Origin of the sequence: Burkholderia sp. THE68 (assembly GCF_009938265.1) — a bacterium.
Taxonomy (GTDB): Bacteria; Pseudomonadota; Gammaproteobacteria; order Burkholderiales; family Burkholderiaceae; genus Caballeronia.
Genome location: NZ_AP022315.1, coordinates 1583536 through 1596465 on the forward strand (window position 1 = coordinate 1583536; position 12930 = coordinate 1596465).

Annotated in this window: 11 protein-coding genes and 2 tRNA genes; 5 read left to right on the forward strand and 8 right to left on the reverse strand. The window is 62.0% G+C overall.

All coding sequences use genetic code 11. The features are described 5' to 3' along the window. Positions 1-4: 4 nt before the first annotated feature. Entirely contained in the window at positions 5-511 is a 507-nt protein-coding gene (locus BTHE68_RS07485) for a GNAT family N-acetyltransferase (RefSeq protein ID WP_061178650.1), read from the reverse strand. A 395-nt stretch (positions 512-906) separates the two neighbouring features. Here BTHE68_RS07485 and BTHE68_RS07490 point away from each other — a divergent pair, with 395 nt between their 5' ends. From BTHE68_RS07490 to BTHE68_RS07500, 3 genes are all read left to right on the forward strand, one after another. After that, the gene (locus BTHE68_RS07490; protein ID WP_162065800.1) at positions 907-1929 is read left to right on the forward strand and encodes a DUF1839 family protein; all 1023 of its coding nucleotides are present in this window, start codon (positions 907-909) and stop codon (positions 1927-1929) included. 980 nt (positions 1930-2909) lie between these two features. Then, positions 2910-3656, forward strand: coding sequence for a Crp/Fnr family transcriptional regulator (locus BTHE68_RS07495; RefSeq protein WP_014191659.1), 747 nt, complete (start codon positions 2910-2912; stop codon positions 3654-3656). 34 nt (positions 3657-3690) lie between these two features. Next, a complete protein-coding gene (locus BTHE68_RS07500; RefSeq protein WP_162066819.1) occupies positions 3691-5112 on the forward strand; it encodes an undecaprenyl-phosphate glucose phosphotransferase in 1422 nt (473 codons plus the stop codon). Between the two features lie 66 nt (positions 5113-5178). Here the strand turns inward: BTHE68_RS07500 and rpiA are convergent, their stop codons facing one another. The 6 genes from rpiA to rnr all read right to left on the reverse strand — a co-directional run bounded on the left by rpiA (position 5179) and on the right by rnr (position 11518). After that, entirely contained in the window at positions 5179-5868 is a 690-nt protein-coding gene (gene rpiA / locus BTHE68_RS07505; protein ID WP_162065801.1) for a ribose-5-phosphate isomerase RpiA, read from the reverse strand. A 65-nt stretch (positions 5869-5933) separates the two neighbouring features. Beyond that, positions 5934-6329 carry a SirB2 family protein gene (locus BTHE68_RS07510; RefSeq protein WP_162065802.1) on the reverse strand — a complete coding sequence of 132 codons (396 nt, stop codon included), beginning with the start codon at positions 6327-6329 and terminating at the stop codon, positions 5934-5936. A 13-nt stretch (positions 6330-6342) separates the two neighbouring features. Continuing rightward, positions 6343-7113: an N-acetylmuramoyl-L-alanine amidase gene (locus tag BTHE68_RS07515; protein ID WP_162066820.1), complete on the reverse strand. Its 771-nt coding sequence runs from the start codon at positions 7111-7113 to the stop codon at positions 6343-6345. Between the two features lie 71 nt (positions 7114-7184). After that, a complete protein-coding gene (locus BTHE68_RS07520; RefSeq protein WP_162065803.1) occupies positions 7185-8084 on the reverse strand; it encodes an HNH endonuclease in 900 nt (299 codons plus the stop codon). A 50-nt stretch (positions 8085-8134) separates the two neighbouring features. Next, entirely contained in the window at positions 8135-8878 is a 744-nt protein-coding gene (rlmB, locus tag BTHE68_RS07525) for a 23S rRNA (guanosine(2251)-2'-O)-methyltransferase RlmB (protein WP_062259943.1), read from the reverse strand. 102 nt (positions 8879-8980) lie between these two features. Continuing rightward, the gene (gene rnr / locus BTHE68_RS07530; RefSeq protein ID WP_502710553.1) at positions 8981-11518 is read right to left on the reverse strand and encodes a ribonuclease R; all 2538 of its coding nucleotides are present in this window, start codon (positions 11516-11518) and stop codon (positions 8981-8983) included. Between the two features lie 178 nt (positions 11519-11696). Here rnr and BTHE68_RS07535 point away from each other — a divergent pair. Next, a tRNA-Leu gene (locus BTHE68_RS07535) sits at positions 11697-11783 on the forward strand. A gap of 138 nt (positions 11784-11921) precedes the next feature. Next, a tRNA-Leu gene (locus BTHE68_RS07540) sits at positions 11922-12008 on the forward strand. A 351-nt stretch (positions 12009-12359) separates the two neighbouring features. Here the strand turns inward: BTHE68_RS07540 and BTHE68_RS07545 are convergent. Next, positions 12360-12788: a hypothetical protein gene (locus BTHE68_RS07545; RefSeq protein ID WP_162066822.1), complete on the reverse strand. Its 429-nt coding sequence runs from the start codon at positions 12786-12788 to the stop codon at positions 12360-12362. Positions 12789-12930 lie beyond the last annotated feature (142 nt).

Below are 12930 nucleotides of genomic sequence, written 5' to 3' on the forward strand. Positions count from 1 at the left end.
GCGCTTAGAGCAACTCGTAGGTGGTGGCGTTGTCGCTCGCTGCGAACTGAACCTGTCGGCTCTTTCTCGTCAGACCGATGTACGGCATGCCGTGCTCGAGAAACGGACCTTCGGTCTTGCGAAAGCCGAACGCCTCATAGAAACCGCGCAGGCTGACGGGTGCGGTGAGACGCACGCCGCGACCAGGCCAGCGCTCGGCCGTCACCGCGAGCAGCCGCTCGATCAGCGCGTGCGCGGTGCCATCGCCGCGACGCAGCGGGCTCGTCAGGATCTTGTCCACCACCACTTCAGGATCTTCCGCGTCGCCCGCGTGAATACGCGCATAAGCGAGCACCGGCATCGAACGGCTCATGTCTTCCGCTGCGAATATGTGCGTGCCCGTTTCGTCGCGACCATCCGGATCGAGATGGACGTGCGACTGTTCGACAACGAACACCGCACTGCGCGCGCGCAAAATCAAATAAAGCTCACGCGCAGTGAGTTGTTCGAAATCCAGGATTTTCCAGTTCATCGATTATCTCCATGCTTTACCGGCAATTACCGGCGTTGCGACGATTAAACCTTACGTGCCGACCCGCCTAAATTCAGTGCGCCATCGCACCGACCCCAACCCTGCGCGCCTTTCAAATAAGCCCGACCACACGCTGCAAAGGCGTCCCGGGGAAAAAGACGCCTGCCCGACGTTCGAAACGACTACGCGACAGTCCGCGCTGCGGGCCGCCGCGCGTGCTCGCATCGCGTCGATAGCGCTCGCGTAATAGGGCACCTTCATGGGAAAATCAAAATGCATACCGCCATCGGACGCGACGCGCGTGCACACGCATACGCACAACTAAAACCAAAAGCACACGCGCTTTCACGCATACGCGGTATCGGCAGCCGGCCTTCCCGGCCCGAGGTCACGGCATGAGCGCGTTCCAGACGAGCGGTGTGACGAATTCAGGCGCGAGTCGTTCCCGCGTCGTGTCGCTCGATCCCTTGCGCATGCGTGCGCGGCGTCATCATGCACACGCGCTGCATCGGGGCGAGCGCATCTGGCGCGAAGGCGTCGCGCCCATCGATCTGTGGATAGAACTCCTGCATGGAAACGGGCTCGAGCCGCGCGCGGCGCTTGCGTTCACCGTCGCTCAGGACTTCGAAGCCGATCAGTTCACGCTCGGCAAGCTGCCGTTCGAGGACATCGAAAAGCTGTACGGACTGCAGGTGCAGGAACTGGCGGTATTCGACTCGCTGGAGGAACGCGCGCTCGTGCAGACGCGCCGCGGGAACACCGTGCTCGTCGAGGTCGACGCGTTCTTCCTGCCCGACATGCGCGCCGGTTCGTATCGCCGCGAGCATGCGAAGACGACCATCGGCATCGATGTGATCGATCCCGATGCGCGCCGTCTCGGCTACTTTCATCACACGGGTTATCACCTGCTCGACGGCGATGATTACGACGGAATCTTGCGTCCCGACGCAATGCACGAGCTCTTTCCGCACGTCGAATTCGTCAAGCGTGTGCGGGATTCGCTGTCGGGCACTTCACTCGCCGAAGTCTCCGCGGACCTGTTGTGCGCGCATCTGCTGCGGCGCCCGCTGCACAACCCCATCACACGCTGGCGCGCGGCGTTCCCCGAGCATGTCGAAGCGATGCTCGCGCGCGGCGAGCCTTACGCGCGTTTCTATGCGTCCAATGTCATGAGACAACTCGGGGCGAACTTCGAACTGCTCGCGCACTACCTGCAATGGATGCGTGAACAAGGCTTCGACATTCCTGTGCAGACGAATGCGGCCGCGCGCAAAATCGCGAGCGAAACGATGGTCATGCAGTGCCGCCTCGCGCGCGCGCTGTCGCGTGGCCGCAGCGAGCCATGCGAGGCATCGTTCGATCTCATCGAGGATGCTTACGAACGCGTGATTCCCGCGCTCGCCGATATCGTGTGCTGACACCTCATTCACTTCAGCACACGCTTGCTGCAAAAACATATTCGAGCCCCTGATTCAAGGGGTTTTTCATTCATTTACGTCCCGCATTGCATATTCATTTTTATGACCTCGTGATGTCCGCGCGGCATTTGACGCAACACGCATTACGCGCGGATTAATCGGTTCCGCATGAAATTGTCCCCGATGAAACATTTCGCGACGCTCCCTGCGTGCGCGAGCCAACATTGCGAAAAGCATCTCTCCGATGAGATCCGGGCAAACGTTTCGCGCAGTCAAGCCATCCGTCGCTCCGCTGTGTGATGCGCTGCAGGCCTTGTGTGAGGCACCTCACGCCCCATGCATCGCGGCTGAAGCATTCTCGTGCGCGGCGTGGCACACCGATTTTTCAGGATGTGCAATGGGCGCAACGATTCCACTTCGTGCAACGCCTGGCGGCAGACTTGGAGCACGAGCCGCAAAGCCCCGCCCGGCAAGGCGTCGCGGGAAATCAAGGGCGCGCGGAAATAACGCGCTTTTGAAGCCCTGCGAAATGGATGGAACACGGATGAATCAATTTCCAATGTCCCTACGAAAGAAGGTGGGTTGTAGAGGGGATGTCGACCTGTGAGGCTTGTCGCACGGTGGTCAGAAACGACCAAACCTCCGTTCGGGGGGATTGCGCAGAGGAAACTCATCGGGGCACACAGGCATTCCTAAGACCACCAATGTTCAAGACTGAAACAAAAACGCTGCGCTGCGCTGCATCACGACAAGTACATCGGCTATGAGGTCCCGCCAGCATTGCGATTGCCCGCATTGGCATAGTCCTCGCTAATAGAGACCCGCAACCCGAATCAGCGCGAACAAAAAAATGGATTCAAGCGCGAACGGGCGGCTACGGGGCTGGTGTGAGGCTTCTTCGAAACGACATCTTTCGGAAACGCTCACCCAGTAAATAAAAATTGAAGCGCAACGCGCGAAGTCACGAGAGAGAACAAATCATGCTGACCCTCCAGTCCGACCTGCACGGCAATCACCTGCTCGGCGCACTTCCGGCGCACGAATGGCAAGCGCTCACACCGCATCTCGAACTCGTACAATTGCGCACCGAACAACTGCTGTGCGATTCGGGCCAACGCATTCATCACGTCTACTTCCCGACGACGGCGATCATCTCGCTGCTGCACACGATGGAAGACGGCGGCTCGGTCGAGATCGCCGCGGTGGGCCGCGAAGGCATGACGGGCGTGCCCGTGCTGACTGGTGGCGAAACCATGCCCACGCGCGTGCAGGTGCAGTGCCCTGGATTCGCCTATCGCATGAGCGCACAAGCCCTGCGCGAGCAGTTCGGCCGCTCGGACTTCCTGCGCCGCCTGATGCTGCTCTATATGCAGGCGCTTCTCACGCAGGTCGCGCAGACGGCCGCATGCAATCGACATCACTCGCTGAACAAGCAACTTTGCCGCTGGTTGCTGATCGAAATCGATCGTACCGCGTCGAACGAGCTGCAAGTCACGCAGCAACTGATCGCCGACATGCTCGGCGTGCGCCGCGAAGGCGTGACCGAGGCGGCGGGCAAGCTGCACGACGCCGGCCTCATCCATCACAGCCGCGGCTGCATCAAGGTCGTGGATCGCGAGGGCCTGGAAGCACGCGCATGCGAGTGCTACGGGCTCGTCAAGCGGGAATTCGACCGACTACTCCCGCGTCTTCGAGCAACCGAGGCAGCATCGGCCTCAAGTGTCTAACCGGTTTGGATGAATGCAAGAAAAAAATCACGAATTGTTTGGCTGGCTGGCGCGCTTTCTGGATGTATGTCTGATCATTGCGGGCGGATTGATCGCGCATGACGTACGCTTTTCGTCGCTCGATTTCAGCGACATCGAAAGGCTGCTGATCGCGTTCAACTCCGCGCTCGCCCTTCTCCTCTTCCCCGCATTCGGCGTGTACGAAACCTGGCGTGGCAAGCCGCTCGCCATGATGCTGGCGCGCGTCACGCTCGCCTGGATGGCCGTGGTCGCGGCGGGTCTATTGCTCGCGTTCACGCTGCATCGCATGGATGCGGTGTCGCGCCTGTGGTTCGCCTATTCGACACTCATCTCCGGCGCGCTCATCGTCGCGGCGAAATGCGTCGTGTATACGGGTCTGCGCCTGATGCGCGGGCGCGGGCTCAATCAGCGCACCGTCGCCATCGTCGGCGCGCAGGGCTTCTCGCGCACCTTGCTCGCGCACCTGAGCAGCACGCCCGAGCAAGGCTTCACGCCCGTCTGCGTGCTCGACATGACCAGCGACGCGGAATTGCGAGCGACCGGCGCGGACGGCGTGGCCGCTCCGACGTCCGCAATCGGCATGGGAGGCAATCGTTTGCCCGTGCTGAACGATTTCGACGAACTCGTCGAGAAGGTGCGCGCCGAGGACATCAACGAAGTCTGGCTCGCGCTGCCGCTGTCGCAGGAGCACACGATCTATCGCTTCGTCCACGCGCTGCGTCACGACTTCGTGAATCTGCGGCTGATTCCGGACACGCGCAGCATCTCGCTCTTCAATCATTCGATGACCGATGTCGGCGGGCTCGCCACCATCAATCTGACGACGTCGCCCATCAACACGCTGCAAATGTGGCCGAAGCTGCTGTTCGACCGCCTTTTCGCGGCGACGGCGCTGCTCGCGCTCGCCCCGCTGCTGATCGCCATCGCGATTGCGGTGAAGACGACGTCGAGCGGTCCGGTGTTCTTCACGCAGAACCGCAAGGGCGCGGACGGACGGCCGTTCCGCATCTACAAGTTCCGCTCGATGGCGGTGCACCAGGAGAACCACGGCAACGTCACGCAGGCGACCCGCAACGATCCGCGCGTGACGAAGGTCGGCGCGTTCCTGCGGCGCACGAGCCTCGACGAGCTGCCGCAGTTCCTGAACGTGCTGTTCGGGCACATGTCGGTGGTCGGGCCGCGCCCGCATGCGCTGGAGCACGACGACCTCTACAAGGATCTCGTCTACGGATACATGTTCCGCTACCGCATCAAGCCGGGCATCACGGGCTGGGCGCAGGTGAACGGCTATCGCGGCGCGACCGAGAAAGTCGAAAAGATGCAGAGCCGCGTGAAATTCGACCTGTTCTATATCCACAACTGGTCGTTCTGGTTCGACATCAAGATCGTCGCGATGACGATGTTCAAGGGGTTTATCGGACGCAACGCGTATTGATCGGCCCAGCAACGACAAAAGCCCGGCGATTCGCATCGCCGGGCTTTTGTCTTGTTCGCGTCCGGATTACTTGTAGTCGATCCGCTCGACGCCCGTCTCGGTGCCGAGCAGACAGATGTTCGCGCCGCGCGCGGCGAACAGCCCGACCGTCACGACACCCGGCCACGCGTTGATTTGCGCTTCGAGCGCGCGCGGATCGGTGATCGAGAGCCCTTTCACGTCGATGATCTCGTTGCCGTTGTCCGTGATGAACGGCGATCCGTCCTTCGTCACGCGCACGATCGGCACGCCGCCCAGCGCCGCGAGCTTGCGGCCGATCGCGGTGCGCGCCATCGGCACGACTTCGACGGGCAGCGGGAAAGCGCCCATCACCGGCACGCGCTTGCTCGCGTCCGCGATGCACACGAACACGTCCGCCACCGACGCGACGATTTTCTCGCGCGTGAGCGCGCCGCCGCCGCCCTTGATCATCGCGCCGCTCGCATCGATTTCGTCGGCGCCGTCGACGTAGATGGAGAGCGTTTCGATATCGTTCAGATCGAACACCTGAAAGCCGTGCGATTCGAGGCGCGCGGTGGTCGCGAGCGAACTCGACACCGCGCCGCGATAACGCGCTTTCGACTTCGCGATGGCGTCGATGAAGCAATTGGCCGTCGATCCGGTACCGACGCCGATGATCGCGCCTTCCGGCACGGTCGCGTTCACGTAGTCGGCGGCGGCTTGGCCGACCAGTTGCTTGAGTTCGTCTTGAGTCATGGGTGCGGTGCTGCTTATGGAAGAAAACTGAGATTTTATCGGAGCGCGGCGGGCGGTCGCGCGGATCATGCAAACGCGCGCAGGAAACCGAGCGGATCGTGCGTGCGCGCGACCGACGCGATGAACGCGAACACGATGATCGCGATGATGCCGAAGGCGGCGCGCGCGCCCTTCGTGCGGCCGCGCTTCAACGCGAGCGTGCCAAGCACGATATAGACGACGAGGCCCGCGATTTTCGCGCCGAGCCACGCGGCGTTCGCCGAAAAGCCGATGATCGCGACCAGTGCGATCGCGCTTGCGAGCAGCAGCGTGTCGACGATGTGCGGGAGGATTTTCGTGGCGCGCGCGGCGAGGAGGCGCGAGTCCGTCAGCATCCAGATCCAGCGCAGCACGAAACCAGCGATGGAGAGGCCCGCGCAGGTCATGTGGAGCGCGCGCAGCGGCAGGAAATAGTCGCCCATGGCGGGTTCCTTCTTAATTGTCGATGTATTTGTCGAGCAAGGCCTGAGCGATGGCGTCGCTTTCGGCGTCGGCGTCGCCCGCGTAGTTCGACGGGCGGAAGTGCATCTGGAAGGCGCTGAAGACGCGGCGCGTTTTGTCATCGAGCACGCCGTCGGTGGCGACGTCGTAGCCGTAGCGCTTCAGCTTTTCCTGCAATGCGCGCACGTCGGATGGCGCGTTGGGATCGCGGCCGGCGAGGTGGGCGGCGACGGCGTCGGCGTCGGGCCAGGCGCCTACGCCGGCATCGTACAGCGCGCGCCAGGGAAAGAGCGGGCCTGGGTCGATCTTGCGTTGCGGCGCGATGTCGCTATGGCCGACGACGCGCGTCGGCGGGATGTGGTGACGCGCGACGATATCGCGCGAGAGTCTGATGAGGGCGTCGATTTGTGCGGGCGGGTATGGTTGCCATTTTTTTTCGCCGCCTTGCTCGCCGATGGGACCGAGATTCACGTTCTCGATGCCGATCGAGGACGCGTTTAGTTCCGTCGCGCCTTGCCATGCGCTTACGCCCGCATGCCAGGCGCGCTTGTCCTCGGGCACGAGCTGGTAGACGACCGGTTCGCCGTGTTCGACGCGCGGGGCATCGGGGACGATGTAGTGGACGCTAACCTGGTCGCCTGTGAGGACCTCGATCGAACGCGCTTCGTCGATTTCGGTGTAATGCATCACCAGGAAGCGGATGCGGGAGTCGGCGTTTTTGGCGTGGTGTTGCGTGTCGGCGAGGTAGGTGCCGCGGTCTTGCATTGGGGTGGTGCAAGCGGTGAGCAGGGATGCCAATATCGATGCGGCTAGACTAATCGCGCGTTTAGTGCTTATCAAGATTGCATTTCTCGGATCTTGTGAACGTGCATCCAGTGAGTAAGAAGCGCGTCGTGGCTCGGTTGATCTTGAGCGGCGTTCGGAAGTCGAAGCTGTTGGCCGAGAAGCGCAGCGTAGTCGCTATCCTTCAATTCCGGCGAGATCGACACCCTATAGGTGGCCGGGTCAATCGCGATCAACATGCGATCGTAAAGCGTATGCAGGTCCGCGCGAAGCAAAAGGCCATTTTTCACGTGGTTGGTCTGCGGGCCTCTGTAGCCGCAGATATGCGCAGCTTCGAGAACCGCTTCGACTGCACAGTCCGTGAGTGCGCAACGACGTTCGTACGCCTCCAGCAGTTTCTTGCGAAACGCAGACTGGCCCTGCCGCATGACGATGGCGGTGAGTGTCTTTTTGCGGGCATCTTCGATATTCGAAGGATCGAAAGCGCCGCTTGCTTCGACTTGCGCTTCCGCCTCGGTTTCGGTCTTGAGTTCGTCCTGGGCCAGCGTCTCGCCTACACGCTGAAAGGTGAAGCTCGCGGGCAATGCGCCACGATGCGAGACGTACTCGAAGGGGCCTTCGTATTTGAATCCGGCGCCCGGGTACTCGTATTTTTTCGTACGATAGAACAGCAAAAGCTCCAGGCCACGCACCCGATGTTCGACGATCAACGAGTCGGTACGTCCAGCGTTTTGCCCTTGCCAGTGAAGAATGTCGTCTTCCAGCTTATCGACATACTGAACGCGGTCCGGCGTTTTCGCCTCAGTGACGAACAAAAGAACCGAATCGAAACCCCCAGGACGGAATACGCCCGTATTGATCGTCGCGTCCTGAGAATCGAGGACACCCTTCAACTGTTCGCGCGTGTAAACGCTCCCGGCGGCGAGCAGATCACTAAGTCGATTCAACGCCATGAACGATGTTCGATGCTTTCAATGGGCGATGGGGTCGCAAACGTCGGCCCTTACTTCTTCACCGCCCTCTGCCTAACCGCCTCGAACAAACACACCCCGCTCGCCACCGACACATTCAAACTCTCGACCGCCCCCGCCATCGGGATATTCATGATCTCGTCGCACGTCTCGCGCGTGAGCCTGCGCATGCCCTCGCCTTCCGCGCCGACGACGATCGCCACAGGACCGTCCAGCTTCGTCTCATAGAGCGAAGCCGTCGCCTCGCCCGCCGTCCCGATCACCCACACGCCCGCGTCCTTCAGCTCACGCAGCGCGCGCGCCAGATTCGTCACCGTGATGTACGGCACGCTTTCCGCCGCCCCGCTCGCCACCTTCGCCGCCGTCGCGTTCAGCCCCGCGGAGCGATCGCGCGGCGCGATCACCGCATGCGCGCCGGCCGCATCCGCGACGCGCAGGCACGCGCCGAGGTTATGCGGATCGGTGACGCCATCGAGCACCAGCAGCAAAGGCGTGCCCGAAATGCCATCGAGCAGTTCGGCGAGATTCTGCGCCAGCGGCAGATCGTTCGCGCGCGCGACGATGCCCTGATGCTGAATATTGCCCGCCAGCCCCCACAGCCGCGATTCATCCGCCGCGATCAGCCGCACGCCCGCTTCCTTCGCGGTCCGCAGAAAATCCTGCATGCGCCGATCCTTGCGCGTGGGGTCGTACAGCACCTCTTCGATCGACGATGCATCCGCGCGCAAACGCGCGGTCACTGCGTGAAATCCGTATAGAACCTTGAGACGTGACATGACTGATCCGAACCTTCGGTGAAAACTTGAAAAGCACGACGCGGTCCGAAGCACGAAGCATCGGACCGCGCGTAATGTGTGGCGACGGGAGTGCGTGCCGCCCTATCGTTTCTTGCGCGCCGGCCGCCCCTGCGACGCCGACTTCGACGCCACCCCACGCTTCTTGGCCGCGCCGCCGCGCGGGTTCGCCGCGAGCGGCGCGCCCTTCTTGGTGCCGCCGCGCGCACGCGTGCTGGGCACGTCGTCATCGCCGAACGGGCGGATGCGCGGTCCCGCCGCACCGTTGCCGGCGCTCGCGGCATGCTCGCCCGCAACCGCCGCCGGACGCGGCGACGGCGGCTTCACCGGCGTATCGCGTACCAGCCGGAAGTCGATCTTGCGGGCATCGAGGTCGACACGGCCCACCTGCACGCGCACGCGATCCGACATCCGGTAGCGGATGCCCGTGCGCTCGCCGCGCAACTCGTTCTTGATCTCGTCGTACTGGAAGTAGTCGGAGCCGAGCTCGGTCACGTGCACCAGCCCTTCGATGAACAGCGAATCCAGTTGCACGAAGATGCCGAACGACGTCACGCCGTTCACCATCCCGCCGTATTCCTCGCCGAGCTTGTCGCGCATGAAGTAGCACTTGAGCCACGCCTCGACATCGCGCGAGGCTTCGTCGGCACGGCGCTCGTTCGACGAGCAATGCAGCCCGAGTTCTTCCCAGATCGCCACGCTGTTGCGCGCACGCCCGCGCGCGGTGTCATCGGCTTTCTGCAGTTCGCGGGCGGCTTTCGTGAGGCCGGTGCTGAGCGGCACGTCGTGACCGATGTCCGGCAGATACTTCTTGCCCTGCAGGATCGCGTAGATCGCGCGGTGCGTCAGCAGATCGGGATAGCGCCGAATCGGGCTCGTGAAGTGCGCGTACGCTTCATACGCGAGACCGAAGTGGCCGATGTTGTCGGGGCTGTACACCGCCTGCTGCATCGAGCGAAGCACCATCGACTGCAACATCTGCGCGTCGGGCCGGTCGCGAATCTGCGCGATGAGCGCGGCGTAGTCGCTTGCGTGCGGCTTGGCGCCGCCGGTCAGCGTCAGGCCGACGCCGCGCAGGAACGTGCGCAGGTTCTCGAGTTTCTCTTCCGTCGGGCCCGCGTGCACGCGATACAGGCCCGGGTGCTTGTTGCGCTTCAGGAAATCGGCCGCGCAGACGTTCGCGGCCAGCATGCATTCCTCGATCAGCCGGTGCGCGTCATTGCGATGGCGCGGCACGATCTGCTCGATCTTGCCCTGCGAGTTCACGACGATATACGTCTCCGTCGTGTCGAAGTCGATCGCGCCGCGCTTCTGGCGCGCCGCGTGCAGCGACTTGTACACGCCGTAGAGATTCTGCAGATGCGGCAGGATCTCGGCGCGCTTCGTCGCTTCCGGTCCCTTCGTGTTGGTGAGCACGGCCGCGACTTCGGTGTAGGTCAGACGCGCCGACGAATGCATCACGCCCGGATAGAATTGATACGCCTTGATCTCGCCGCGCGCGGTGATGACCATGTCGCACACGAGCACGCAGCGGTCGACGTCCGGATTCAGCGAGCACAGACCGTTCGACAGCTTCTCCGGCAGCATCGGGATCACGCGGCGCGGGAAGTACACCGAGGTGCTGCGGTCGAGCGCATCGACATCGAGCGGCTCGCCCGGACTCACGTAATGCGACACGTCCGCGATGGCGACCAGCAGGCGATAACCCTGACCGCGTCCGACCGCGACCGGCTCGCAATACACGGCGTCGTCGAAATCGCGGGCGTCCTCGCCGTCGATCGTGACGAGCGGCACGTCGCGCAGATCGACGCGATGGCGGATATCCACCGGACGCACTTCGTCGGGCAGTTTGGCGGCCGCGGCCAACGCGGCGTCGCTGAACTCATGCGGCACGCCGTATTTGCGCACTGCGATTTCGATCTCCATGCCGGGATCGTCGATATCGCCGATCACTTCGGCCACGCGTCCGAGCGGCTGCGAATGGCGGCTGGGGAAATCCGTCAGATCGACGGACACCACCTGGCCGACCTTCGCCTTCTTCGGATTCTGCGTGATCAGGATGTCGTGACCGATGCGCTTGTCTTCCGGCACCAGAATGAGCGCGCCGTTCTCGTTGACCAGGCGCCCGATCACGCGCTTGTTCGCGCGGTCCGTCACCTCGACGATATGTCCTTCGGGCCGCCCGCGCCGGTCATACCCGACGATGCGCGCAAGCACGCGATCGTTGTGCATGACCTTCTGCATTTCGCCGTTGGGCAGGAAGAGATCGTCCTGGCCGTCGTCGCGGATCAGGAAGCCGAAGCCGTCGCGATGCCCCTGCACGCGGCCCGCGACAAAATTCGACGGATGCGTGAGTTGATAGTGGCCGCGCTTGTCGAGGCGGATCTGCCCGTCGCGTTCCATCGCCGCCAGTCGCTTGAAAAATCCTTCGCGCTCCTGGCGCTTGATCGACAGCGCCTCGGCGATGTCGTTCGCGGCATGCGGTGTCTCGCTCGTGCGCAACACGCCGAGAATTTCTTCGCGGCTCGGAATCGGATACGGATATTTGCTCAAGGGCGTAGTCGTGATTTTTCTCGTTGGACGGGACTTTTGCGGTGCTTTGCAACCAAATAATGCGGCCATCGTTGCGGGCCATTCTAACACCCGTCTTTTAGACGCCACGGGGCTTGCGGGCAGATGCGGCGCCGCGCGGGCGTCTTCACGTGCGCTGCATCGAAACGCTTGACACCGGCTCTGGACTCGCTATAATGTCGTTCTTTGCTGCTGAACGCAAAGCGAAATTGCAGCAAAACGCACCCTTGCCCAGGTGGCGGAATTGGTAGACGCACTAGGTTCAGGTCCTAGCGGTGGCAACACCGTGGAGGTTCGAGTCCTCTCTTGGGCACCAGATGTTCGGAAAAGCCACCTTCGGGTGGCTTTTCCTTTTTGTGCGGAGACCGTGCTTTTGGTTTAAGACGAGTCGTATGACTTTTCGATTGACACGGCGCCCGTTCCCGCTAGAATAGCGGGCTCGCTGTACCCCTTGGCCCAGGTGGCGGAATTGGTAGACGCACTAGGTTCAGGTCCTAGCGGTGGCAACACCGTGGAGGTTCGAGTCCTCTCCTGGGCACCAAGGTCCCTCTTTCGCGAAACGCCCATTCGGGCGCGTTGCACGCAAAAACCCCACGCATCGTCGTGGGGTTTTTTGTTTTGCGCCTTCCTTTTCTCCCGCCTCCTTCGAGATGCCTGCCCGGCCTCGCGATATGCGAGACCAGACCAGAGATACGCACCTCCCGCTCTTAAAAAAGTTGATATTTAGCTCCGTCAGGTAAACACATTTATTTAGGAACGCTTATCCTCCTGATGCCCTTTCCCAGGGCAGAAATTTTCTGCCGAAAGAAGATTTCTGTAGATTCGCGATCGTCGCGGGAGAGTCCGTCAACTCAACCACGACGCCGCGCCGGCTGGCGATCGTTGCCTGTCGCTACTCATGTCCATTCCCCTCGAACGTCAGCAGACGAATCAGTTGCAGAAGGTCGTGAGGGTCGATGACGCCGGTCGCACATTGCCAGACATCGAACAACCAGCGCATCGTGATGTCGGACATGCCGAGCTCGCGTTGAATAGCCGAAGCAGACACGTCTCGTTCCAGAAAAACCAGCGCCAGATACATGGCGAGCTGCGTCGGCTCACCGCGGCTGTCCAGGTACACGCCATCTTCCTTGCGCGCGTTCGACTCCCGGAGTCGCCTCAGCATTTCGATATCCAGCGGGACATACAGGTATTGCACTTCCCCGGTGGAACGGATCAGCAAATAGAGCATGTCGCCTTCGAGATGCGCCCAATCCGGAACGTCGAGTTCTTCAGGTATCGCGCCTAAATTTAGCCTGACTAATTGATCTCTTGTCTCCACTTCCAAATATGCTCCTTTGGCCACCATGCGCGTGGCAGGTGGTCGCAACAAGAAGCCCCGTGTTGTGACTCGCTGTGGGGTATCCGGCCGAGGTTCTTCCACAGCACCCTTTGACGACCCCGCTCACGCGGGGGAGTCAAGA